This is a genomic window from Streptomyces sp. TAA204 (genome assembly GCF_000424965.1).
Genome location: NZ_AUKW01000018.1, coordinates 16,329 through 39,302, shown reverse-complemented (window position 1 = coordinate 39,302; position 22,974 = coordinate 16,329). Strand labels below are relative to the sequence as shown.

The following is a 22,974-nucleotide window of genomic DNA, read 5'->3' as shown; positions in this document are numbered from 1 at the left end:
CTCCTTCGACACCGTGCCGTTCCGACTGGTGTGTCCGGTGTACCGCGTGACAACGGCATCCGGCCAACTCCGCGCACCGGCGGGGCGGTGTCGTGGCCGGTGTCGTGGACGGTGCGGCGGGGCCGGTGCGGCGGGGCCGGAACGTCACCAGCGCGGCACGGCGGGGGTGGTCCAGCCGGGGTCGGCCTTGCGCATGGCCGCGGCGTCGTCGCGGTCGCGCATGGTGCCGTCGTCCTCCAGCCAGCGCTCGTGCAGGGCGGCGAGCCGCTCGCTGTCGAGTTCGACGCCGAGGCCCGGGGCGTCGCTCACCTCGACGCAGCCCTCGTGGAAGGCAAGCCTGCGGGTGAGGACGTCCTCGCCCTGCCAGGGGTAGTGGCTGTCGCAGGCGTGCTCCAGGTTCGGGACGGTCGCCGCGACATGGGTCATGGCGGCGAGGCTGATGCCCAGGTGGGTGTTGGAGTGCATGGAGACGCCCACACCGAACGTGCGGCACACGGCGGCCAGTTCGCGGGTGCGGCGCAGGCCGCCCCAGTAGTGGTGGTCGCTCAGCACGATCTGGACGGCGCCGGTGGTGAAGGCTTCGGGAATCTCCGGGAAGGTCGTCACGCACATGTTGGTGGCCAGGGGCACTCCGGCCTCCCGGGCGACGTGGGCCATGCCGGGGGTGCCGCTGGTGGGGTCCTCCAGGTATTCCAGGACCTCCCCCAACTCCTCCGCGACCCGGAGCGAAGTGGGTACGGACCAGGCACCGTTGGGGTCGAGCCGCAGGGGTGCGCCGGGGAACGCCTCCGCGAGGGCCCGTACGGCGGCGATCTCCCGGTCGGGTTCGTACACGCCGCCCTTGAGCTTGAAGGAGCGGAAGCCGTAGTCGCCGGCGAAGCGCCGTGCCTGCGCCACGATGCCGGCGGGGTCGGTCGCCTCGTCCCAGTCGTCGCCTTCGCCGGCGCCGCCGGGGTGTTCGGCCCAGCGGTAGAAGAGGTAGGCGCTGTACTCGACGCGGTCGCGCACCTTGTGGCCGAGCAGCGCGTGCACGGGCAGGCCCTGCACCTTGCCGAGGGCGTCGAGGCAGGCGACCTCGAAGGCGGAAACGACCGAGAGCCGGAGCTTGTCGGCGGTCTGCACACCGCGCAGGCCGCCGACGTCGACGGAGTCCTCGACGCGGGCGGAGTCGACCTGGACGGTGTCCGCGAGGGTGAACAGTCCGTTCAGGTCGCTGACCGGACGTCCGCGCAGCGCGGAGGCCATGGGGGCGGCCAGCTCCAGGTACTTGCCGTCGCCGTAGGTCTCGCCGAGGCCGGTGACGCCCCCTGCCGTGACGATCTCGACGATGAGCCGTGCGGTGTAGGGCTGGTGCACACCCTGGGTGTTGAGCAGCGGCGGGTCGGAGACGAGGACCGGTGTGAGCCGTACCTCGGCGATGGTCAGGTCGGCGTTCATCCGGCGGCTCCTGTCGGGGTGTTGTGCTCTCTCGCGCAGCGACTGTTCCCGTACATGGACGAAGTCCATGTACGGGGATGCCATGGACGCTATGAAGTAGGCCTGTCGGTGGTCAAGTGCCCGTGCAGCGGGGCCCGCGGCCCCGGCACATGAAACCGCCCTCACCGGTGGCGGTGAGGGCGGCGGGGTACTGCGGCGGCCGGAGGGCGGCGTCACCGGTACGTTCGCGCGGTGCCCGCTCCTTCGGCCGTGTCGTCGCCGTCCGTCGCCGCGGAGTCCGCGGACTCGCCGGCCTCCTCCGTGCCGCCGGCGGTCTCTTCTCTGCCGGCGGTCTCTTCCGTAGCGGTGTCCTCCCGGCCGGAGACCTCGTCCGTGCCGGAGGCGGCGTCCGCGCCCTCCTCCACGCCGGAGGCGGCCCTGCCGCCCTTCTCCCCCGCACCGCGCGGTTCGCCGCCCCCCGCGGAGGTTCCCGCCGCACCCGGCGCGCCCGCCGCGGCCGTCCGTTCGCGCGAACCGGAGGAGAGGCCGAGGCGGCGTGCGACCGGTTCGGCCCAGCGCGCGGTGAGCGGTCCGACGATGACGAGGATGAGGACGTACGCGGTGGCCAGCGGCCCGATGCGCGGATCGGCCCCCGCGGCGAGACCCGCGATGACGATGGAGAACTCGCCGCGGGCGACGAGCGTCCCCCCGGCCCGCCAGCGGCCGGCGGCCCTGATGCCCGCACGGCGCGCGGCGTACCAGCCGGTCGCGACCTTCGTGAGCGTGGTGATGACGGCGAGGATCAGCGCGGGCACGAGCACCGGCGGGATCTCGGCGGGCTGGGTGTGCAGGCCGAAGAAGACGAAGAAGACGGCCGCGAACAGGTCGCGCAGTGGGGTGAGCAGGTTGTGGGCGCCCTCGGCGACCTCGTCCGAAAGGGCGATACCGACGAGGAAGGCACCGACGGCTGCGGAGACCTGGAGCTTCTGCGCTATGCCGGCGACGAGGAGCGTGAGTCCGAGCACGACCAGCAGCAGCATCTCGGCGTTGTCGGAGGAGACGACGCGGCTGATCAGACGGCCGTGCCGCAGCGCGACGTAGAGCACCGCTCCCACGGTTCCCAGGGAGATCAGCAGTGTCACCGTTCCGCCTGCCAGGCTCACACCCGCGAGCAGGGCCGTGAGGATCGGCAGATAGACCGCCATGGCCAGGTCCTCGATCACCAGCACGCCGAGGACGACGGGTGTCTCCCGGTTGCCGAGACGTCCGAGGTCGCCCACGACCTTGGCGATGACCCCCGATGACGAGATCCAGGTGACGCCGGCGAGGACGACGGCGGCGACGGGGCCCCAGCCGAGGATGAGCGCGGCGCCCGCGCCGGGCAGCGCGTTGAGAACGAAGTCGACGAGCCCGGAGGGGTATTGGGTCTTGAGGTTGGTCACCAGTTCCGAGGCGCTGTACTCCAGGCCGAGCAGAAGCAGCAGCAGGATGACGCCGATCTCCGCGCCGGTGGCGACGAACTCCTCGCTGGCGTTCAGCGGGAGGAGGCCACCCTGCCCGAAGGCCAGTCCCGCGAGCAGGTAGAGGGGAATGGGCGAGAAGCCCACCCGGCCCGCGAGACGTCCGAGGACTCCGAGGGCGAGGATGATCGCCCCCAGTTCGATGAGCATGGTGGTGGTGCTGTGCACGGCGTCCGTCCTCCGGTGATCGGTTCGGCATCGGCGACCACGCCTTCTCGGATGCCGGCGAGCGCGGCGGCTTCGGCGGCGAGGCGAGAGTCAGCTTCGGTGAGGGGGCGGCGGGAGGCGCACATCGGGTCGTCCGACCGCCCCGGCCGCCCGGGTTGCCGGTGTCGTCTGTGACGGCCGCGCTGCCTGGGACGGTGACGTCCGCGCGTACGGCCACGGAGGTGCGGAGTGCGGGAGGGCGCTTGGAACGCCGAGGGCGGTCCCCTGTGGATGCGTGAACTCACCCCGGGCCCCCCGTCACGTCAGCAGCAGGACCGGCGTCGGCGGCGGTCCTTGCGATGGGCAATCACCGCACCAGGGTAATGGGTGGGCAAAGTGATGCCACGGCCAGGTCCGGCATTCAGGCCCCCGCCGTACGTCTCCGGCGCCCCCGGAGCGCCGGCGGGAGACAGGAGACGCAGGTCAACGCCGGGAGGGGGAGCGCTCCTCGGCCGGCTCCGCGTAACCCCCCTCACCCAGCCAGCGGGCGAGCCGTCCGCGCCTGCTGACCGCGCGCAGCCGCCGTTCGGTCGTGTCCCGTGTGGAGGGCGTGGTGATCAGGAGCAGTTCGTCGCCTTCGTGCAGCACCGTGTCCTGGCGGGGAACGAAGCTGGAGCCCTCACGCACGACGAGCGTCACGACGGCGGGCGGCGGCAGGCGGAGTTCGAAGACGGCGACGCCCTTGAGCCGGGAGCCGCGGGGGACGGAGGCGGTGAGCAGGTCGGCGTCGAGCACGTCCAGCGGAGCGGACTCCACCTGCACCTCACGCAGCGCCGCCGGCCGGATCAGCCCGAGCAGCCGGGCGGCGAGTGGCAGTGCTGGGCCCTGTACGAGCGTGAAGATCACCACCAGGACGAACACGATGTTCAGCAGGCTCCGGGCCCCCTCCACGCCGGAGACGATCGGGAACGTCGCCAGGACGATGGGCACCGCGCCGCGCAGCCCGGCCCAGGAGATGAAGGCCTGCTCACGCAGCGGCATCCGGAACGGCAGCAGGCACAGCAGCACCGAGACGGGCCGCGCGGCCAGCAGCAGCACCAGCCCCACACCGAGGGCGGTGAAGGCGGCTGAGGGCAGTTCACTGGGGTTGACCAGCAGCCCGAGCATGACGAAAAGCCCGATCTGGGCGAGCCAGCCCGCGCCCTCGGCGAAGGAGCGGGTCGCCGCACCGTGCGGCAGCTTGGAGTTGCCGAGCACGAGCGCGGAGAGGTAGGCGGCGATGATGCCGCTCGCGTTCGCGGCGCCGGCGGCGGCGAACGCGACGATGCCGAAGCCGACCGTGGTCAGCGGGTACAGGCCGGTGGCGGGCAGGGCGATGTGCCGCAGGGCGGCAGCGCCCGCACGGCCGACGACCACTCCGACGGCGGCGCCGACCGCCAGTTGGTAGAGGACGCTGCCGGCGATGGAGACCGGGCCGGGCAGCCCTTCGGCGGAGGTGCTGAAGACCAGCACGAGGATGATCGTGGGGGCGTCGTTGAAGCCGGATTCGGCCTCCAGCAGCCCGGTGACCTTCTGCGGCAGCGGCAGTCTGCGCAGCACGGCGAACGTGGCGGCCGCGTCGGTGGAGGAGATGATCGCTCCGAGGAGCAGCGCCAGATGCCACTCCAGCCCGAACAGCAGATGGGCACCGGCGGCGGTGACTGCCACCGAGACGGCCACGCCGACGGTGGCGAGCACTCCGGCGGGGGCGAGCAGACGTTTGACGTCGTCCCATCGGGTGGTCAGTCCGCCCTCGACGAGGATGACGGCCAGGGCAGCCGTACCGAGGGCCTGGGCGAGCTGGGCGTCGTCGAACTCCAGCCCGATCGCGTCCTCGCCGATGATGACGCCGACGGCGAGGAAGAGCAGCAGACTGGGCAGGCCGAGGCGGTTGGCGGTCCGGGCGGCCGCGACGCCGGCGAGCAGTACCAGCCCTCCGACGAGCAGCATCAGATACAGCTCCTGCAGGGTCACCGCTGCGCCTCCCGGCGCGTCCCGGCGTCCGCGGCCGCCGGGGCACAGCCGCGCCCCGCCACGGCCTCACCGTCGTGGCGGCCCCTGCTCCCACTTCTGTGCGAACTCCGGAGTGAACAGGTGGCCGGCGACACCGGCGAGTACCAGGCCCAGGGCGACGAGCAGTCCCTGCCCGGTGAAGATCCCCGCGGCCAGTGTCCCGGTCGCGGCGCCCACGAACAGCCAGGCCGGTACGCGATGACTGGAGCGGCGAGCGGACGTGCCGGACGGCGGGGCACTGTCACGGGCAAGGTGCCGGAACGAGGCGGGCAGTGCGGGCCCGGTGGCCGTCTCCGGCCGCGGGTCGCCGTGCCCGGTCCGCTTCTCCCGGCCGGGCGCCGGGTCGTCCTCCGGATGGGCCACTCTTCCGCCCTCCTTGCCGGGCCGGGGTCCGTACCTCTGAGCTGTCCCTGCGGGTCTGGACGCGGGTATGCGTGCGGGTATGCGTGCGCTGCGCGGTGATCCGGTGTCATCCGCACCTCCTCGCTCTCTTCTGGACAACGGGTCATACAGGTGCGAAGCGGAACCGCCGGGCGCGAAGGCCCGCCGGGGTGCTGACGCCTCCCGGCGTGACCTCGACGGACCAGGCGTTTGAGGTGCGGGCCACGAATAAGGCGTGCACGCCGGGGGCGCCGAGAGCCGGCACCGGTGACACACGGGCGGGCGCTGAGGTGACCCGGCGGAACCGCTCCGTGGCGCCCGGGACGCGGACGCCCGAGCGGACACCCGGGTGCGACCGTGAGGTGACGGGCATCGACGCGACTCCTGTTCAGGTGTACGGGCGGCTCCGGGCCGGGCGACGCCTCTGCACGCGACAGCCGTTCGGAGGGGGCGATGCTTGTGGGCCCGGCTTCCATCAGCCTGGCCTCCACCGACCCGGCTTCCATGATCCTCTGGCGGCCCCTCGCGAACCATCGGGTCTGACACCCATTTCGGGAGGCGCGGGACGTGCAGACACCACCGGGACACCTCCGGAAATGGGTGCCGTTCCCGATGGACGGTGCGCACCGCGCACCGGCAAGCTGGCAGTACGGCACGTGGTCGGCGCGGGACGGGAGCGCCGCCGGTTGACCCGGTGACCCGGCGGAGGAGGCACGGGGCACCGCGGGCCGGACCGTACGCCCGGCTGTGCGTCGGCGCTGAGGAGGGCGTTGCACCGTGTCCCTGTTCTGGCGGATCTTCCTGCTGAACGCGGCGGTCCTCATCTTCGCCACCGCGCTGCTGCTGCTGGGCCCGGTGACGGTCTCCACGCCCGTACTGCTGACCGAGGCGCTCGTCCTGAGCATCGGTCTGGCCGTGATGCTGGTGGCCAACGCTGCCCTGCTCAGGCTCAGCCTCACCCCGCTGCAGCGCCTGACACGGGCCATGACCACCACCGACCTGCTGCGGCCCGGCCGGCGCCCCGCGGTGGCCGGGCACGGTGAGATAGCCGACCTGATCAGGACGTTCAACACGATGCTCGACCGGCTGGAGGCTGAGCGGGCCGCGACCAGTGCCCGTGCTCTGTCCGCGCAGGAGGCCGAACGCCGCCGAATCGCCCAGGAGCTGCACGACGAGATCGGCCAGACCCTGACCGCCGTGCTGCTGGAGATGAAGCGCGTCGCGGACCACGCCTCCCCGTCCGTGCAGGAGGAGCTGCTCCAGGTACAGGAGATCACCCGTGGCAGCCTGGACGAGATCCGCCGCATCGCCCGCAGGCTCCGCCCGGGAGTACTGGAGGAGCTCGGCCTGGTCAGCGCCCTGAAGTCGCTGACGACCGAGATTCCCGCCCACAGCCGGCTGACGGCACGCCGGCAGCTGGAGAAGGAACTGCCCGCACTGGACGAGGAAAGGGAACTGGTGCTCTACCGCGTCGCCCAGGAGGGCCTGACCAACACCGTCCGCCACGCCGGCGCCCGGCACGTCGAACTGAGTCTGCGCCGCAGCCCCACCGGGATGGAGCTGCGCGTGCGCGACGACGGCCGCGGCCTGCGGGGCGCACCCGAGGGCGCCGGCATCCGGGGCATGCGCGAACGGGCCCTGCTCGTCGGCGCGGAACTCTCCCTCGGTCCCGGCCCCGGAGGTGTGGGGACCGAAGTGCGCCTCGATGTGCCCGTACCGGACACCTCCGAGGGGAAGGACGGGCACACCGGGGCGCCCCTCCAGCCCTCGAGGAACGTGGGCGGGTGACCATGCCGGACGCAGAGGGACGGACCCGCATCCTGCTCGCGGACGATCACGCGCTCGTACGCCGCGGCGTGCGGCTCATCCTGGACGGGGAGCCCGACCTGACTGTCGTCGCCGAGGCCGGGGACGGCGCCGAGGCACTGGAGATGGCCGGCTCCCAGGCCCCGGACCTGGCCATCCTCGACATCGCGATGCCCCGGCTGACGGGACTGCAGGCGGCCCGCGAACTCGCCCGGCAGCAGCCGGGAATGCGCATCCTGATCCTGACCATGTACGACAACGAGCAGTACTTCTTCGAGGCGCTCAAGGCCGGTGCGGCCGGGTACGTCCTCAAGTCCGTCGCCGACCGCGACCTGGTCGAGGCCTGCCGCGCCGCGATGCGGGACGAGCCGTTCCTCTACCCCGGAGCGGTGACCGCGCTGATCCGCAACTACCTCGACCGGGTGCGGGACGGGGACGGGCTTCCCGACCGGGCCGTCACCGACCGCGAGGAGGAGATCCTCAAGCTCGTCGCCGAGGGCCACACCTCCAGGGAGATCGCCGACCTGCTGTTCATCAGCGTCAAGACGGTCGAACGGCACCGGGCGAATCTGCTGCAGAAGCTCGGACTGCGCGACCGGCTGGAGTTGACCCGGTACGCCATCAGGGCGGGGCTGATCGAGCCGTAGCGCGCGGGCGCGGAGCGGAACACGTCGCCGGGCGGGCCGGGCGCGGCGTACTCCGGTCAACCGGCCCGGCCCGCCCGGCGGTTCACAGCTCCACCACGGAACGCAGCACGTCCCCGCCTTCCATGCGTGCGAACGCCTCCTCCACCTCGTCCAGGGCGATCCGTTCCGTCACGAACTTCTCCAGATCCAGCCGCCCCTGCTGGTGGAGGTCGATCAGCATCGGGAAGTCGCGTGAGGGCAGACAGTCCCCGTACCAGGACGACTTCAGTGATCCGCCGCGCCCGAAGACGTCCAGCAGCGGCAGGTCCAGGCGCATCTCGGGGGTGGGGACGCCGACCAGGACGACGGTGCCGGCCAGGTCCCGTGCGTAGAAGGCCTGTTCGTAGGTCTCCGGGCGGCCCACCGCGTCGATGACGACGTCCGCGCCGAAGCCGCCCGTCAGCTCCCTGATGGCTTCGACGGGATCGGTACCGGTGGAGTCGACCGTGTGCGTCGCGCCCATGGACCGGGCCGTCGTCAGCTTCCGGGCGTCGATGTCGACGGCGATGACGCGGGAGGCTCCGGCGAGGCGGGCGCCGGCCACGGCGGCGTCCCCGACCCCGCCGCAGCCGATGACCGCGACGGAGTCACCGCGCGTGACCGCCCCGGTGTTGACGGCGGCGCCGATGCCGGCCATCACACCGCACCCCAGCAGCCCCGCCACCGCGGGTGAGACACCCGGGTCGACCTTGGTGCACTGGCCGGCGGCAACCAGGGTCTTCTCGGCGAAGGCACCGATGCCCAGCGCCGGGGAGAGCGCGCGGCCGTCCTCGGCGAGGGTCATCTGCTGCCGCGCGTTGTGCGTGTCGAAGCAGTACCAGGGACGCCCGCGGCTGCAGGCGCGGCACTGGCCGCACACCGCACGCCAGTTGAGGACCACGAAGTCCCCGGGCGCCACCCCGGAGGTGCCGGGGCCGACGGACTCGACCACCCCGGCGGCCTCATGGCCGAGGAGGAAGGGGAACTCGTCGTTGATTCCGCCCTGCTTGTAGTGGAGATCCGTGTGGCAGACGCCGCACGCCTGCACCTTCACCACCGCCTCGCCGGGGCCGGGGTCGGGGACCACCACGGTCTCCACGCGGACCGGTTCGTCCTTGCCCGGCGCGATGACGCCACGCACCTGCTGTGCCATCCAGGTCCTCCGATGTCCGTCCGCCGCCACCTCGTCGTGACGCCGGCTCGTCTCCTGAGCCTCAACTGTGCCGCTCGGAAGGTCAGCCGTCGACCAGGCGGACGGGTGTCGCCGTCCGGCGGGGTCCCCGTCGCATGTGCGGGAGCGGGCCGGCCGCGGGTAAAGGCGTTTCGGTGGCGGGGCGGGCGGGGTGAGGATGGGGCCGCGGACACCCGGGGGCCCGTACGGTCCCCTCCCGACCCGGAAGAGGAGCACAGCGCCCATGAGCAGCAGCCGCCCGGACCACGGCCCCGTCACGCTGGAGGACATCCGTGAGGCCGCCGGACGTCTGAAGGGGGTGGCGCACCGGACTCCGGTGCTCCGCTCCCGGACGCTGGACCGGCTGGTGGGTGCGGAGACCTATCTGAAGTGTGAGAACTTCCAGCGGGTGGGAGCCTTCAAGTTCCGCGGCGCCTACAACGCGATCGTGCAGCTCTCACCCGGGCGCCGCGCCCGCGGCGTCGCGGCCTACTCCTCCGGCAACCACGCGCAGGCCGTCGCGCTGGCGGCCCGTGAGCTGGCCACCAGGGCGGTCATCGTGATGCCCGAGGACAGTCCGCGCTCCAAGCTGGACGCCACCGCCGACTACGGAGCGGAGATCATCACCTACGACCGCTGGAGCGAGGACCGCGTCGCCATCGGCGAGAAGGTGGCTGAGGAGCGGGGGCTGGCGATCGTGCCCCCCTACGAGCATCCGCACATCATGGCCGGCCAGGGCACCGCCGCCCTGGAACTGCTGGAGGAGACGGGGCAGTTGGACACGCTGCTCGTTCCCGTGGGCGGAGGCGGCCTCGCGGCCGGCTCCTCGACGGCGGCGACGGCGCTGCATCCCGGGATCCGCGTCGTCGGCGTGGAGCCGGAGGCAGGGGACGACACGCGGCGTTCGCTGGCCGCGGGCCACCGCGTCACGCTGGACGCCGTGCCGCGCACCATCGCGGACGGCCAGGGCGCGGTGACACCGGGCGAGACGACGTTCTCGGTGAACCAGCGGCTGCTGGCGGGCGTGGAGTTGGTCAGCGACGAGGAGATCCGTGCGGCGATGCGGCTCGCGTTCGAGCGGCTGAAGATCGTGGTCGAGCCGAGCGGCGCGACCGGGCTGGCGGCGTTGCTGGCGGGCCGCGTCGATCCGGTTCCCCGGCGCGTGGGTGTGATCATCTCCGGCGGCAACGTCGGTATGCGCCGCTTCCTGGAGCTCATGGAGGACGGCGCGGCGGTGTGACGTACGGCCCGGAGCGCGGGCGGGGCACGGCGGCGTCCGCGGCGGAAGACGCCCGGGCCGGCCCGCTCGCGGACGCCGCCGTCGCCGTCGCCGTCGCCGTAGCCGTAGCCGGGGGTGCAACGCCCGTGCGGAACGGCCGGTACCCGGGCAGGTGGTACCGGCCGTTCTCACTCGGCGCGCCACCTGGGCGGCCGAGGCTCAGCGGGGATTCACAGCGGCCGTGGACCTACTGGCCGTCGACGCAGCCGGCTGCCGCCCTTCGCTGCTGGATCAGGTCGACGACGGCCTGCCGGTTGGCGATGCGGGCCTCAGACTGGGCGTCGGGGTTCGCCCGCTGGTCGGCGATGAAGTTCTGGTTGTTCTGCAGAGCCTTGTCGAGACCGGCGCAGGACTCGGACGCCTGGCTCGTGCCCACCGTCGTCGCGACGATTCCGGCTGTCAGGGCAGCGGCTCCGACACCCGCGACGACCTTGCTCTTCAGGCTGAGTTTCCGCTTCCGGGTCATGGGTCGCTCCAGTTCTGGGAAAGTACGGACCGGTTGAGATCCCCGTGCGTAAAGGTACGTACTAACCGTGGGAGCGGCCGCGTTGTTGTCGAAGCTCCGCAAGCCACTTGACGCGGCGGGGCCGCCTGCGTAGGTCCTGTCCGGCCTCAGGCCCGCCGTCCGGGGACCGGCACGCGCGCCAGGTCCTCCGCGACAGTCAACTCCCCCTGGAAACCCGCCTGCCGGGCCTGCCGTGCGAAGAGTGACGCGTCGGTGCAGCGCTGCGAGAAGTGGGTGAGGACCAGGCTGCGCACTCCCGCACGCGCCGCCACCGCAGCCGCCTGACCGGCCGTGAGATGGCCGTACTCCTCGGCGAGTGCGGCGTCCTCGTCCAGGAACGTCGCCTCGATGACCAGCAGGTCGCAGTCCCGCGCGAGGACGTCCACCCCCTCGCACATCCTGGTGTCCATGACGAAGGCGAAACACTGCCCGCGCCGGGGCTCGCTGACCTCCTCCAGGCGTACGCCGCGCAGTTCGCCCTCGCGCTGGAGACGGGCGATGTCGGGACCGCGCACGCCCCGGGCTGCGAGCTGTTCCGGCAGCATGCGGCGCGAGTCGGACTCGGTCAGGCGGTAGCCGTACGTCTCGACGGGATGGGACAGCCGCTGCGCGGAGAGCGTGAACGGCGGGGCGTGACCGTAGGCGCCGCCGACGGGCTCGGGCGCGGGCAACTCACCGGGCGCACGCACGGGTTGCTCCCGCAGCCGCACCGTCTCCCGGTAGGCCGTGGCATACCGGAGCCGGTCGAAGTAGCGCTGTCCGCCCGCGGGATAGTGCGCGGTGACGGGATGCGGCACGCGGTCCAGGTTGATGCGCTGGATGACTCCGGCGAGTCCGAGCGAGTGATCGCCGTGGAAGTGCGTCACGCAGATCCGCGTCAGGTCGTGTGCGGAGACCCCGGCACGCAGCATCTGACGCTGGGTGCCCTCGCCGGGGTCGAAGAGGATGCCGTGGCCGTCCCAGAGCAGCACGTACCCGTTGTGGTTGCGGTGCCGCGTCGGCACCTGGCTGGCGGTGCCCAGCACGACCAGTTCACGTACGGACATCGGGTACGCGGGGACTCAGCCGGGCGGCCAGTTGAGGCCGCGGCCGCCCAGCACGTGGGCGTGCGCGTGGAAGACCGTCTGGCCCGCGCCCGCCCCGGTGTTGAAGACGATGCGGTAGCCGGTGCCCGGTCCGGTCTCCGAAGGGACGATGTTCTCCTCCTCGGCGACCCGCTGCGCCTGGACCAGCACTTCGGCGGCGAGCTGCGGCTCGGCCTCTGCGAGCGCGGCGGCGTCGGGATAGTGCGCCTTGGGGATGACCAGGACGTGCGTGGGCGCCTGGGGGTTGATGTCGCGGAACGCCACGCTCGTCTCGGACTCCCGGACGACGGTCGCGGGGACGTCACCCGCGACGATCTTGCAGAACAGGCAGTCCGCCTGCGGTTCTCCAGCCATGCAGGGATGCTACCTGTGCTCGCCGCCGCCTCACCCGTGCGGACCGCCACCGGGCGCGCGCACGGGCCAGCGCACACCGGGTGCTCCCCGCTCCCCGCCGACCCTGCCCACCACTTCGCCCGACTGACGGCGCCGGGCCGGGGAAGGTGCACACACAGGCGGGCCCCCTCTCCCGCCCCCACCCCCCACAGAGACAGAGAGAGTGCACCTCGTGGAATTCCACCCCAGCTCCTCCGCCGAAGACATGTCCGCCGTGGACGTGCTGAGCACCACCCGGTCCGTACGGCGGCGGCTCGACCTGGACCGGCCCGTGGCCCTGGAGACGGTGCGGGAGTGCCTGGAGATCGCGCTCCAGGCGCCGAGCGGTTCCAACGCGCAGCGCTGGCAGTTCGTGGTCGTCACCGACCCGGACCGGCGAGCGGCCATCGGCGAGATCTACAACCGGGCGTGCACGGCGTATCTGGAGTCCTCGTCGGCCGCGGGCAAGCTCTTCGCGCAGGACCCGGAGCACTCGCGGGTGCAGCAGCGCGTCCACGACAGCGTGCGGTATCTCGGCGAGAACATGGGCAGGGTTCCCGTGCTGGTCATCCCCTGCCTCCAGCTCCCGCACTCCACCCTGCCCCCGGGCAACCAGGCAGGGCTGTGGGGCTCGCTGCTTCCCGCGGCCTGGAGCTACATGCTCGCCGCCCGTACGCGCGGGCTGGGCACTGCCTGGACGACGCTCCACCTGGCTCACGAGCGCGAGGCCGCCGAGGTGCTCGGACTGCCGGAACAGGTCTACCAGGGCGCGCTGATCCCCACCGCCCACACGGTCGGCACCACCTTCCGCGCGGCCAGGCGGAAGCCCCTGGAGAAAGTCCTGCACATCGACCGTTGGCAGGAACAGCCGCACTGACCGGACAGCCCCCGACGGCGGGGGCCCTGCCCCCGCCCCGGCCTCTGCCTCTGCCTCTGTCCGTGCGCCTGTCCGTGCCCCTGTCAGGACCAGCGGCCGGTACGGCCCAGCAGCAGCGCCGTCGCCGCAGTACCCGCCGTCGACGTACGCAGCACGCTCGGCCCCAGCCTGCACGTACGGGCACCCGCCTCCGTGAAGGCCGCCAACTCCTGCGGGCTCACCCCGCCCTCGGGGCCCACGACCAGCACGATGCGGCCGTCGGCGGGCAGTTCGGCCACGGCGAGCGGGACACTCGCCTCCTCGTGCAGGACGACGCCCAGCGCAGCGCCCCTCAGGATCTGGGCCACCTCCGCGGTCGTGGCGAGCGGAGCGACCTCCGGGAAACGCATGCGCCGCGCCTGCTTGCCCGCCTCACGTGCCGTGGAACGCCATCTGGCGAGGGACTTCTGCCCGCGCTCACCCTTCCACTGCGTCACACAGCGGGAAGCGGCCCACGGCACGATCACGTCGGCGCCGGTCTCGGTCATGGTCTCCACGGCCAGTTCGCCGCGGTCGCCCTTCGGCAGCGCCTGCACGACGGTGATGCCCGGCTGCGGCTCCGCCTCGGTGCGCAGGGAGGTGACGGTCACCTCCAGCCGGTCCTTGCCCGAGACCGACTCCACGACGCCGGCCGCTCCGGTGCCCTCGCCGTCGGTGAGCACGACGTGCTCGCCGGGGCGAAGCCGCCGTACGGACACCGCGTGCCGCCCCTCGGGGCCCTCGAGGACCACGGTCCCCCCGGGGTGCCGGGCGGACTCCTCCAGCTGGCCGCGTCCGGCGAGGAAGACCGGAGCCGTCATGCGCCGCCGCCGCTGACTCCGCGTTTGACCATGCTCTCGTGGGCCATTGCCAGCTCCGTCACCAGCACCTCCATCAGCGAGGCGGCGGGAAGGTCACGTGCGAGGCGGTGGCCCTGCCCCGCGTAGAGCGCCATGCCCTGCGGGTCGTGCGCCTTGGCCGCCGCTTTGCGCAGCTCCGCCGTGAGGTGGTGGACATGGGGGTAGGCGGCGGGCGCGTACCGTCCGTGCTCCCGCAGGAAGCGGTTGACCAGGGCGCGGGCGGGACGGCCGGAGAAGGCACGGGTCAACTCGGTGCGGTTGAAGAGGGGGTTGGTCATGGCCTGCTTGTGTGCGAGGTTCGCCCCCGACTCGGGGCACACCAGGAACGCGGTACCCATCTGCGCCGCGCTCGCCCCGGCGGCGAGGAGCGCCGCGATCTGCTTGCCGCGCATCACACCGCCCGCGGCGATCACGGGCAGCCCGACGACCTCCTTGACCTGGGTCACCAGGGAGAGCAGACCCAGGCCGCCGCCGGTGCCGTCCGCCTGCGGGTCGTCGCGGTGCGTGCTCTGATGGCCGCCCGCCTCGATGCCCTGCACACACACGGCGTCCGCGCCGGACCACTCCGCGACCTGCGCCTCGGCGGCCGAGGTGACGGTGACGACGGTGTACGTACGGCGCTTCCTGAACCGGTCCAGGACGAAGCGCGTGGGGCAGCCGAAGGTGAAGGAGACGACGGGCACCGGGTCGTCGAAGAGTATGGCGAGCTTCGCCTCGTACGCGTCGTCGGTGGCGTGGTCCGTCTCGCCCAGCTGCGTCTCGTACCAGGTCGCCTCGCCCGCGAGCTGCGCGCGGTAGCGCGCCAGTGCACCCGAGTCGGCGTTCTCGGGCTGCGGCATGAACAGGTTGACGCCGAAGGCGCGTTTGGTCAGGCCCCTCAGCTGCTTGATGTCCTCGTACATCGCTTCGGGGGTCTTGTAGCCGGCCGCGAGGAAACCCAGACCTCCCGCCTCGCTGACGACACCGGCCAGCTCCGGGCAGGAGACGCCACCCGCCATGGGTGCCTGCACTATCGGGTACTCCGTGAGCTCGGAGAGAGTGGTCAACGCGGCGGACATGAACTCATCCTGTCACGCGGTGACACGCCCCGTGGAGCCCGTCCCACCCGGAGGCGGGCAGGTCCGCGGGGCGCGGACACTCCTCGTCATGATTCCGGTCATCGGAGGTGCCCAGCCCGGAACCGGTTCCCTCAGCGGCCGTTGAAGGCGTCCTTCAGCCGGGAGAACAGCCCCTGCTGTCCGGGCTGGAACTGACCCGTCGGCCTCTCCTCACCGCGCATTTCCGCCAGCCGCCGCAGCAACTCCTCCTGCTCCGGCTCCAGAGCGCTCGGTGTCATCACCTCGACATGGACGATCAGCTGACCGCGGCCGCCGCCACGCAGATGCGTGACGCCGCGGTCGTGCAGCGGGATCGACTGCCCGGACTGCGTGCCCGGTCTGATGTCGACCTCCTCCATGCCGTCCAGCGTCTCCAGCGGCACCTGCGTGCCCAGGGCCGCCGCCGTCATCGGGATGGTCACCGTGCAGTGCAGATCGTCGCCACGGCGCTGGAAGACGTGGTGGGCGCTCTCGTGGATCTCGACGTACAGGTCGCCCGCCGGGCCACCGCCCGGGCCGACCTCGCCCTCGCCCGCGAGCTGGATGCGGGTGCCGTTGTCGACACCGGCGGGGATTTTCACCGTCAGGCTGCGGCGCGAGCGGACGCGCCCGTCGCCGGCGCACTCCGGGCAGGGCGTGGGCACGACCGTGCCGAAGCCCTGGCACTGCGGGCACGGGCGTGACGTCATGACCTGGCCCAGGAAGGACCGCGTCACCTGCGAGACCTCTCCCCGGCCGCGGCACATGTCGCACGTCTGCGGTGAGGTACCGGGCGCCGCTCCCTCACCGCTGCAGGTGTTGCACACCACCGCCGTGTCGACCTGGATGTCCTTGGTGGTGCCGAAGGCGGACTCGTCCAGGTCGATGTCGAGCCGGATCATGGCGTCCTGGCCGCGACGCGTACGGGACCTCGGTCCGCGCTGCGAAGCGGTGCCGAAGAAGGCGTCCATGATGTCGGAGAAGTTGCCGAAGCCCGCTCCGCCGAAGCCGCCGCCTCCGCCGCCCGCGCCGCCCGTCGGGTCGCCGCCGAGATCGTAGACCTGCTTCTTCTGCGGGTCCGAGAGGATCTCGTAGGCGGTGTTGATCTCCTTGAACCGCTCCTGGGTCTTGGGGTCCGGATTGACGTCCGGGTGCAGCTCGCGCGCCAGTCTGCGGAAGGCCTTCTTGATGTCGTCCTGCGAGGCGTCGCGCTGCACGCCGAGGACCGCGTAGTAGTCCGTCGCCACTTACGACTCCGCGAGGATCTGTCCGACGTACCGTGCCACTGCGCGTACCGCTCCCATCGTTCCGGGGTAGTCCATGCGGGTCGGTCCGACCACGCCGAGTTTGGCAACTGCTTCGTCGCCCGAACCGTAGCCGACCGACACGACCGAGGTGGAACTCAGCCCCTCATGGGCGTTCTCATGCCCGATTCGTACCGTCATGCCCGGGTCCTTGGCTTCCCCGAGCAGCTTCAGCAGCACGACCTGCTCCTCCAGGGCCTCCAGCACGGGCCGGATGCTCAGCGGGAAGTCCTGCCCGAAGCGGGTGAGGTTGGAGGTGCCGCCGATGATCAGCCGCTCCTCCGTCTCCTCGACCAGCGTCTCCAGCAGCGTCGCCAGCACCGTGGAGACTGTGCCGCGGTCGTCCGCGTCGAACGCGTCCGGCAGGTCCTGCACGAGGGACGGGACCTCGGTGAAGCGCTGCCCCACCACCCGGCTGTTCAGCCGGGCCCGCAGATCCGCCAGGGAAGCCTCCCCGATCGGCTCGGGGCAGTCGATCAGCCGCTGCTCGACCCGGCCGGTGTCCGTGATCAGCACCAGCATCAGCCGCGCCGGAGCCAGCGACAGCAGCTCCACGTGCCGCACCGTCGACCGGGTCAGCGACGGGTACTGCACGACGGCGGCCTGCCGCGTCAGCTGCGCCAGCAGCCGCACGGTGCGCCCGACCACGTCGTCGAGGTCGACGGCGCCCTCCAGGAAGTTCTGGATGGCGCGGCGCTCGGGGGACGACAGCGGCTTGACGCCGGCCAGTTTGTCCACGAAGAGGCGGTAGCCCTTGTCCGTGGGGATGCGTCCGGCGCTGGTGTGCGGCTGGGCGATGTACCCCTCGTCCTCCAGCACCGCCATGTCGTTGCGCACGGTCGCCGGGGAGACCTGGAGATGGTGCCGCTCGGTGAGCGCCTTGGAGCCCACGGGCTCCTCCGTGCCGACGTAGTCCTGGACGATGGCGCGCAGCACTTCGAGTCTGCGTTCACTGAGCAACGTGCACACCTCCCGTCCGGTTCTGCCCGGCTTGCGCCCCGGGGCCACCGGGACCTCTGGCCCGGCTTCTCCGGTGTCCCTGGCACTCTCTTCCACGGAGTGCCAGAACCCCTGGGCCAGTGTACGGCCGGTTGCCGCAACGGGGGCAAGGGCTGCCCGACTCTCGGTACGCGGCAGCCCCGTGGGCGGACCGGTACCGTCGCGGCATGGCCGGTCACAGGGAAGAGACGGACAGGCACGAGGCCGGCAGCGCGCACACGGCGGACGGTGGCCGCCCCGGGGCCTGGGAACACCTCTCCCCCGGCGTGGTGCGGCACAGGCTGCCGCACTGGGACGCGACGGCCGGCGCCGTACTGGGCACGAGGGGTGCGCTGGTCGTCGACACGGGCTCCAGCCTCGGCGAGGGCGCCTGGATCGGCGCGGAGATCCGCCGTCTGTCGGGCCTCGCGGTGACGCAAGTGGTGCTCACCCACCCGCACTTCGACCACGTACTGGGCACGGCCGCCTTCACCGCCGCCGTCACGGCGGGGGAGGTGTACGGACCGGCGGGCATGGATCTCACCGGCGCCCGGGAGGAGTTGCGCCGGGACGCCGTGCTCCACGGCCTGCCGCCCGGGGTGGCCGACGAGTCGGCCACCGCGTCGGCCTCCGCATCCGCGTCCCCCCGGCACACGGTCGCGGACTCGCTCACGCTGACGGCCGGCGGGCGGCGGGTGCTGCTGGTGAACCTGGGCCCCGCCCACAGCGCGCACGACCTCGCGGCACTCGTACGAGGTGCGGACGGCGGCCCGGACGTGGTCTTCTGCGGAGACCTGGTGGAGGAGTCCGGTCAGCCGCAGGCCGGCCCCGACGCCTGCCCCTCGCGCTGGCCCGCCGCGCTGGACCGGCTGCTGTCGCTGGGCGGCGAGGACGCCGTGTACGTGCCCGGGCACGGCGCCGCCGTGGACGCACGGTTCGTACGCGCCCAACGGGACGTCCTCGCGCGCCGCTTCGCGGGATCGTGAAGAATGCGGTCATGCACAGCCGCTCCTACGACTCCGACCTGACGCCGCCGTGGAAGAAGCCACAGCGGTCCGTGCCCGAGGTGCCGGCCGATCCCGAACTGGTGGTGGAGGAGATCACCACCGGGTTCTGCGGTGCGGTCATCCGTACGGAGAAGACCGCCGGGGGCCCGACCGTCACGCTCGAGGACAGGTTCGGCAAGTACCGGGTCTTCCCGATGGAGCCGCGCGGCTTCCTGCTGGAGGGGAAGACCGTCACGCTGGTACGTCCGCTGCCGGGCGCCGCCGCCGGCTCCCCTCCCGCGGCCGGTGCGGCGGCCCAGCGGCGCACCGCCTCCGGTTCGCTCGCCGTCCCCGGCTCACGCGCCCGCGTGGCCCGCGCGGGACGGATCTATGTCGAGGGGCGGCACGACGCTGAGCTGGTGGAGAAGGTCTGGGGCGACGACCTGCGCATCGAGGGGGTCGTGGTCGAGTACCTGGAGGGCATCGACGATCTCCCGGCCCTCGTGAGGGACTTCGGCCCGGTTCCGGAGGCACGGCTGGGTGTGCTGGTCGACCATCTGGTCCCCGGCTCGAAGGAGTCCCGTATCGCGGCGGAGGTGACCGGCGAGGACGTGCTGGTGGTCGGTCATCCCTACATCGACATCTGGGAGGCGGTGAAGCCCTCCTCCGTCGGCATCGACGCCTGGCCCCGGGTGCCGCACGGGCAGGACTGGAAGAGAGGCGTCTGCCGGGCGCTGGGCTGGCCCGACAACACGGGTGCGGCCTGGCAGCGCATTCTCGGCCGCGTACGCGACTACCGCGACCTCGAACCGGCGCTGCTGGGGAGGGTGGAACAGCTCATCGACCACGTGACCGTCGGGTTCTCCTGAACATCGGGTTCTCCTGACCAACTGCTGTGAGATGCGCCACGCGACGCGCGCGCGGGGCGCACCGGCGGCCGCGTGCTCCGCCGGTCTCCGGCCGGGGAGAGCAGGCCGGGTTCAGGCCGCCGTCGCGGACCGCACAGCACCGTCGCGGACAATGGAGGGCATGCCCTCCGCACTGCCCGACGGCGAGCCCGTACCCGAGAGCGGCGCCCTCCCGGCGTCCGCCCTCACCGGCCGCGAGTCCCGTCCGCTCGGCTTCTATCTGCACGTGCCGTACTGCGCGACCCGCTGCGGCTACTGCGACTTCAACACCTACACCGCCTCCGAGCTGCGCGGTTCCGGCGGCGTCCTGGCCTCGCGGGAGAACTACGCGGCCACGCTCGCCGACGAGATCCGGCTCGCGCGCAAGGTCCTGGGCGACGACCCCCGCCGGGTCTCGACCGTGTTCGTCGGCGGAGGCACTCCGACACTGCTGCCGCCCGGGGACCTCGCCCGGGCGCTGGGCGCCGTCCGTGACGAGTTCGGGCTGGAACCGGACGCCGAGGTGACCACGGAGGCGAACCCGGAGTCCGTCTCCCCCCGCTCCCTCGCGCAGTTGCGCGAAGCGGGCTTCGACCGGATCTCGTTCGGCATGCAGAGCGCGCGGCAGCACGTGCTGAACGTCCTGGACCGCGCCCATACGCCCGGACGGCCCGAGGCATGCGTGGCCGAAGCACGCGCCGCCGGCTTCGCCCACGTCAATCTCGACCTGATCTACGGCACGCCAGGCGAGAGCGAGGACGACTGGCGCGCCACCCTGGACGCCGCGCTGTCCGCGCACCCGGACCACGTCTCCGCCTACGCCCTGATCGTCGAGGAGGGCACCCGGCTCGCGCACCGCATCCGCCGCGGCGAGGTCCCGATGACGGACGACGACGTGCACGCCGACCGCTATCTGCTCGCGGAGGAGACGCTCCGCGCCGCCGGCATGGACTGGTACGAGGTCTCCAACTGGGCCACCGCGGGCAACCCCGCCGCCCGCTGCCGGCACAACGAGCTGTACTGGACCGGCGCGGACTGGTGGGGTGCCGGGCCCGGCGCACACAGCCATGTCGGCGGTGTCCGCTGGTGGAACGTGAAGCACCCGGCCGCGTACGCGCAGGCGCTGGCCGAAGGGCGCTCCCCCGGCGCCGGCCGCGAACTGCTCGGCACCGAGGACCGGCGGATCGAGCGGATCATGCTCGAACTGCGGCTCGCGGCGGGCTGCCCGCTCGAACTGCTCGCCCCCGCGGGGGCGTCGGCGGCCCGCCGGGCGCTGCACGAAGGGCTGCTGGAGCCCGGACCGTACGAGCGGGGGCGAGCCGTGCTCACGCTGCGCGGGCGGCTGCTGGCCGACGCGGTCGTACGCGATCTCGTCGACTGACCGGAGGTCGCGGGGCGGACACACGGGGGCGGGCGTGGGACGGAAGGGCGGGCGACGGCGCCGGGCGCGTGCCCGCGGAGCCGTCCACCCCGTCAGGTCGCCCGCCCCGTCAAGCCGCCCGCCTGCCGGGTGGTCAGTGCGTGAGGCCGTCAGTGCATCAGAGCGTCAGTGCGTCAGGCCATCCGCCCGTCCGCCCGTCAGGCTGCCCCGCGCGCCCGCAGCACCAGCATCGCCAGGTCGTCCACGGGCGCACCGTCCCCGAAAGCGTGCACGGCACGCCGCAGGTGTTCCGCGGTGCCGGCGGCGTCCAGCCCTCCGCACTGCGCCAGCACGGCCGCGAGGCCCTCGTCGTCGTCGAACTGGCGCGGTCCGCGGCGCCGTTCCGTCACGCCGTCGGTGACGCAGAGCAGGGTCTCACCGGGCTCCACGACGACGCTCTGGCTCTCGTACTCCACCTCCTCGACGACGCCGAGCAGCAGTTGCGGCTCCGCCGCCGCCCGTACCTCCCCCGACACCCCGCGTACCAGCGGGAGCGGATGACCGGCGCAGACCATCGTGCACTCCGTGCCGGCGCCCTCGGCGGCCGCGCGGGGCGTCAACTCGCCGTAGACCAGGGAGAGGAAGCGATTCTGCTCGCCCACCTCGCGGTTGAGCCGGTTCATCACCTCGGGGACGCCGTAGCCCTCGCGTGCCAGCAGCCGCAGCACGGGGCGGGCCAGGCCGGTGACGACGGCGGCCTCCGGACCGTTGCCGCACACGTCTCCCAGTGCGAACCGCCAGCGCCCGTCACCCACTTCGTAGAAGTCGTAGAAGTCGCCCCCGGCCCAGGAGCCTTCGCCCGCCGGCTCGTAGACGACGGAGGTCTCCACTCCCGGGATGACGACCTCGCCGGACGGCAGCAGCCCCCGCTGGAGCACCCTGCTGATGGTCGCCTGGCGGGTGTAGCGGCGCGCGGAGAGCACGGCGACCGCGACCCTTCGGGCGAAGTCCTCGACGACGCGGAGGACTTCGTCGGGTATCCGCAGCAGCCCCGCCCGTCCGACGATCAGTGTGCCCACCGTGCGTCCACCGACGACCAGCCGGCAGCCCGCCGCTGCACCTCCCGGGCCGTACGCCGACGGCTGCCCGGGCCAGGCACGGGGCACGGCGTTGCCGCTGTGCCTGCGCCTGGACAGCGAGGGAGGCGACTTCAGCAGCTCGGCGCGGAGTGCGTCCATGCGGTCCTCGTGGGAGTGCCACACACGGGCCAGCCGCGGCGGAGCGCCCGTGTCGGTGTCGGTGAGCCACACGGCGCACCAGTCGGCGAAGCGGGGTACGAGGAGCTGTCCGGCGAGAGAGGCGACTTGGTCCTCGTCGGTCTGGCCGGCGAGCAGATCGGACGCCTCGGCGAGGAAGGAGAGGACTCCGTGGTTGATCCAGTCGGGTCCGCCCCGCACACCGGTCACGACGCGCTGTGCGCCGGGAGCGAGCCGTCCCGTCAGGTTCAGGTCCCCCTGCCGCCCGGCCGGCGGGGGGACCTGCGCGCGTACGCTCCCGTGCTCCGTCCTCTCCGCCCCCTGTGCCGTCTCCGCCGCCTCCGCAGTCTCCGGCGCCTCCGCCGCCTCCGGGTCCGGGTGGCCGGACGGGCCCCCGGGCAGCCGGCCGGGCTCCCAGGGCAGCCGGAACCAGACCGTCTTGCCGTCCCGCCGGTAGCTGACCCCCCACTCCTCCGCCAGCGCCGCGACCAGGCGCAGGCCGTGCCCCTGATGACCGCCGGGGACGTCCCGCTCGTACGCCCCGGGGCCGGCGCCCTCTCCACCGCCATGGGTCTCCACGGCGCGCGTGGGGTGGTGGTCGGCGACTTCCACCACCAAGGTGCCGCCTTCACGCCGGCAGCCGAACTGGACGGCCGTACCGGCGTGTACGACCGCGTTGGTCACCAGTTCGCTGGAGAGCAGCACCGCGTCGTCCACCGTGGCGAGGGGCGTTCCCCAGTCGCACAGGGCGTCGCGGACGAGCCTGCGCGCCGCCGCGGGAGCCTGGGCGTCACCGGGCAGGCATGCTCGTACCGGGACGGCATCGGGACCGGGGGCGGCATCGGGGACGGGACCGCGTGCGGAACCGGGTGGGGGGCCGGTGACGAGTCCGCCTTCCGGGGCGGGAGCCGCAGGGCCGTCCTGCCGCACCCCTGTCTCCGTCCCGTCCGTTTCCCCCCACCGCATCGGCATC

At 72.6% G+C, this 22,974-nt stretch carries 20 protein-coding genes; 7 read left to right on the top strand and 13 right to left on the bottom strand.

Annotation, left to right across the window (positions count from 1 at the left end; all coding sequences use genetic code 11):
- Nucleotides 1-144 precede the first annotated feature (144 nt).
- From H343_RS0119635 to H343_RS31625, 4 genes are all read right to left on the bottom strand, one after another.
- Nucleotides 145-1,437 carry a glucarate dehydratase family protein gene (locus H343_RS0119635; RefSeq protein WP_028432544.1) on the bottom strand — a complete coding sequence of 431 codons (1,293 nt, stop codon included), beginning with the start codon at nt 1,435-1,437 and terminating at the stop codon, nt 145-147.
- 212 nt (nt 1,438-1,649) lie between these two features.
- On the bottom strand, nt 1,650-3,104 hold the full coding sequence (locus tag H343_RS31630) for a cation:proton antiporter domain-containing protein (RefSeq protein ID WP_078505925.1): 1,455 nt from the start codon (nt 3,102-3,104) through the stop codon (nt 1,650-1,652).
- Nucleotides 3,105-3,566: 462 nt separating this feature from the next.
- Nucleotides 3,567-5,096, bottom strand: coding sequence for a potassium/proton antiporter (locus tag H343_RS0119620; protein WP_028432543.1), 1,530 nt, complete (start codon nt 5,094-5,096; stop codon nt 3,567-3,569).
- A gap of 66 nt (nt 5,097-5,162) precedes the next feature.
- Nucleotides 5,163-5,498 carry a hypothetical protein gene (locus tag H343_RS31625; RefSeq protein ID WP_037904400.1) on the bottom strand — a complete coding sequence of 112 codons (336 nt, stop codon included), beginning with the start codon at nt 5,496-5,498 and terminating at the stop codon, nt 5,163-5,165.
- A gap of 795 nt (nt 5,499-6,293) precedes the next feature.
- Here H343_RS31625 and H343_RS31620 point away from each other — a divergent pair.
- Nucleotides 6,294-7,304, top strand: coding sequence for a sensor histidine kinase (locus H343_RS31620; protein ID WP_051265561.1), 1,011 nt, complete (start codon nt 6,294-6,296; stop codon nt 7,302-7,304).
- Between the two features lie 2 nt (nt 7,305-7,306).
- Nucleotides 7,307-7,969, top strand: coding sequence for a response regulator transcription factor (locus H343_RS0119605; protein ID WP_037904429.1), 663 nt, complete (start codon nt 7,307-7,309; stop codon nt 7,967-7,969).
- An 82-nt stretch (nt 7,970-8,051) separates the two neighbouring features.
- Here the strand turns inward: H343_RS0119605 and H343_RS0119600 are convergent, their stop codons facing one another.
- Nucleotides 8,052-9,140, bottom strand: a complete 1,089-nt coding sequence (locus H343_RS0119600) for an S-(hydroxymethyl)mycothiol dehydrogenase (protein WP_028432541.1) — start codon at nt 9,138-9,140, stop codon at nt 8,052-8,054.
- Nucleotides 9,141-9,402: 262 nt separating this feature from the next.
- Between H343_RS0119600 and H343_RS0119595 the strand changes: the two genes are divergently transcribed.
- Complete coding sequence (locus H343_RS0119595) at nt 9,403-10,398, top strand: pyridoxal-phosphate dependent enzyme (RefSeq protein WP_028432540.1); 996 nt, start codon at nt 9,403-9,405, stop codon at nt 10,396-10,398.
- A 226-nt stretch (nt 10,399-10,624) separates the two neighbouring features.
- On the opposite strand, the gene H343_RS31615 is transcribed toward H343_RS0119595, so the two are convergent.
- The 3 genes from H343_RS31615 to H343_RS0119580 all read right to left on the bottom strand — a co-directional run bounded on the left by H343_RS31615 (nt 10,625) and on the right by H343_RS0119580 (nt 12,381).
- Nucleotides 10,625-10,903, bottom strand: coding sequence for a hypothetical protein (locus H343_RS31615; RefSeq protein ID WP_051265559.1), 279 nt, complete (start codon nt 10,901-10,903; stop codon nt 10,625-10,627).
- A gap of 146 nt (nt 10,904-11,049) precedes the next feature.
- Complete coding sequence (locus H343_RS0119585) at nt 11,050-11,988, bottom strand: ribonuclease Z (RefSeq protein WP_028432539.1); 939 nt, start codon at nt 11,986-11,988, stop codon at nt 11,050-11,052.
- A 15-nt stretch (nt 11,989-12,003) separates the two neighbouring features.
- Nucleotides 12,004-12,381 (bottom strand): histidine triad nucleotide-binding protein, encoded by a 378-nt coding sequence (locus tag H343_RS0119580; protein WP_028432538.1) that lies wholly within the window; start codon nt 12,379-12,381, stop codon nt 12,004-12,006.
- 211 nt (nt 12,382-12,592) lie between these two features.
- On the opposite strand from H343_RS0119580, the gene H343_RS0119575 reads away from it, so the two are divergent.
- On the top strand, nt 12,593-13,276 hold the full coding sequence (locus tag H343_RS0119575) for a nitroreductase family protein (protein ID WP_486586967.1): 684 nt from the start codon (nt 12,593-12,595) through the stop codon (nt 13,274-13,276).
- Between the two features lie 83 nt (nt 13,277-13,359).
- Here H343_RS0119575 and H343_RS0119570 read toward each other — a convergent pair whose 3' ends face one another.
- The 4 genes from H343_RS0119570 to hrcA form a co-directional block, all read right to left on the bottom strand.
- Nucleotides 13,360-14,115: a 16S rRNA (uracil(1498)-N(3))-methyltransferase gene (locus H343_RS0119570; protein WP_028432536.1), complete on the bottom strand. Its 756-nt coding sequence runs from the start codon at nt 14,113-14,115 to the stop codon at nt 13,360-13,362.
- Nucleotides 14,112-15,212 carry a nitronate monooxygenase gene (locus H343_RS0119565; protein WP_028432535.1) on the bottom strand — a complete coding sequence of 367 codons (1,101 nt, stop codon included), beginning with the start codon at nt 15,210-15,212 and terminating at the stop codon, nt 14,112-14,114. The genes H343_RS0119570 and H343_RS0119565 overlap by 4 nt, the downstream gene beginning before the upstream one ends.
- 131 nt (nt 15,213-15,343) lie before the next feature.
- Entirely contained in the window at nt 15,344-16,477 is a 1,134-nt protein-coding gene (dnaJ, locus tag H343_RS0119560; protein WP_028432534.1) for a molecular chaperone DnaJ, read from the bottom strand.
- Nucleotides 16,478-17,494, bottom strand: coding sequence for a heat-inducible transcriptional repressor HrcA (gene hrcA / locus H343_RS0119555; RefSeq protein WP_028432533.1), 1,017 nt, complete (start codon nt 17,492-17,494; stop codon nt 16,478-16,480). It abuts the gene before it with no gap.
- A 206-nt stretch (nt 17,495-17,700) separates the two neighbouring features.
- Here hrcA and H343_RS31610 point away from each other — a divergent pair, with 206 nt between their 5' ends.
- The 3 genes from H343_RS31610 to hemW all read left to right on the top strand — a co-directional run bounded on the left by H343_RS31610 (nt 17,701) and on the right by hemW (nt 20,766).
- Nucleotides 17,701-18,498 carry an MBL fold metallo-hydrolase gene (locus H343_RS31610; RefSeq protein ID WP_078505924.1) on the top strand — a complete coding sequence of 266 codons (798 nt, stop codon included), beginning with the start codon at nt 17,701-17,703 and terminating at the stop codon, nt 18,496-18,498.
- Between the two features lie 11 nt (nt 18,499-18,509).
- Nucleotides 18,510-19,367, top strand: a complete 858-nt coding sequence (locus tag H343_RS0119545) for a DUF3097 domain-containing protein (RefSeq protein ID WP_028432532.1) — start codon at nt 18,510-18,512, stop codon at nt 19,365-19,367.
- Between the two features lie 160 nt (nt 19,368-19,527).
- Nucleotides 19,528-20,766: a radical SAM family heme chaperone HemW gene (gene hemW / locus H343_RS0119540; RefSeq protein ID WP_028432531.1), complete on the top strand. Its 1,239-nt coding sequence runs from the start codon at nt 19,528-19,530 to the stop codon at nt 20,764-20,766.
- A gap of 197 nt (nt 20,767-20,963) precedes the next feature.
- Here the strand turns inward: hemW and H343_RS31605 are convergent, their stop codons facing one another.
- Nucleotides 20,964-22,931, bottom strand: coding sequence for a SpoIIE family protein phosphatase (locus H343_RS31605; RefSeq protein ID WP_486586966.1), 1,968 nt, complete (start codon nt 22,929-22,931; stop codon nt 20,964-20,966).
- Between the last annotated feature and the right edge of the window lie 43 nt (nt 22,932-22,974).

Excerpts from the sequence above, each read along its gene's own strand:
- H343_RS0119635 (WP_028432544.1), bottom strand. The coding sequence starts at position 1,437 with ATGAACGCCGACCTGACCATCGCCGAGGTACGGCTCACACCGGTCCTC.
- H343_RS0119605 (WP_037904429.1), top strand. The coding sequence starts at position 7,307 with ATGCCGGACGCAGAGGGACGGACCCGCATCCTGCTCGCGGACGATCAC.
- H343_RS0119600 (WP_028432541.1), bottom strand. The coding sequence starts at position 9,140 with ATGGCACAGCAGGTGCGTGGCGTCATCGCGCCGGGCAAGGACGAACCG.
- H343_RS0119595 (WP_028432540.1), top strand. The coding sequence starts at position 9,403 with ATGAGCAGCAGCCGCCCGGACCACGGCCCCGTCACGCTGGAGGACATC.
- H343_RS31615 (WP_051265559.1), bottom strand. The coding sequence starts at position 10,903 with ATGACCCGGAAGCGGAAACTCAGCCTGAAGAGCAAGGTCGTCGCGGGT.
- H343_RS0119585 (WP_028432539.1), bottom strand. The coding sequence starts at position 11,988 with ATGTCCGTACGTGAACTGGTCGTGCTGGGCACCGCCAGCCAGGTGCCG.
- H343_RS0119580 (WP_028432538.1), bottom strand. The coding sequence starts at position 12,381 with ATGGCTGGAGAACCGCAGGCGGACTGCCTGTTCTGCAAGATCGTCGCG.
- H343_RS0119570 (WP_028432536.1), bottom strand. The coding sequence starts at position 14,115 with ATGACGGCTCCGGTCTTCCTCGCCGGACGCGGCCAGCTGGAGGAGTCC.
- H343_RS0119565 (WP_028432535.1), bottom strand. The coding sequence starts at position 15,212 with ATGTCCGCCGCGTTGACCACTCTCTCCGAGCTCACGGAGTACCCGATA.
- H343_RS31610 (WP_078505924.1), top strand. The coding sequence starts at position 17,701 with ATGGCCGGTCACAGGGAAGAGACGGACAGGCACGAGGCCGGCAGCGCG.
- H343_RS0119545 (WP_028432532.1), top strand. The coding sequence starts at position 18,510 with ATGCACAGCCGCTCCTACGACTCCGACCTGACGCCGCCGTGGAAGAAG.
- hemW (WP_028432531.1), top strand. The coding sequence starts at position 19,528 with ATGCCCTCCGCACTGCCCGACGGCGAGCCCGTACCCGAGAGCGGCGCC.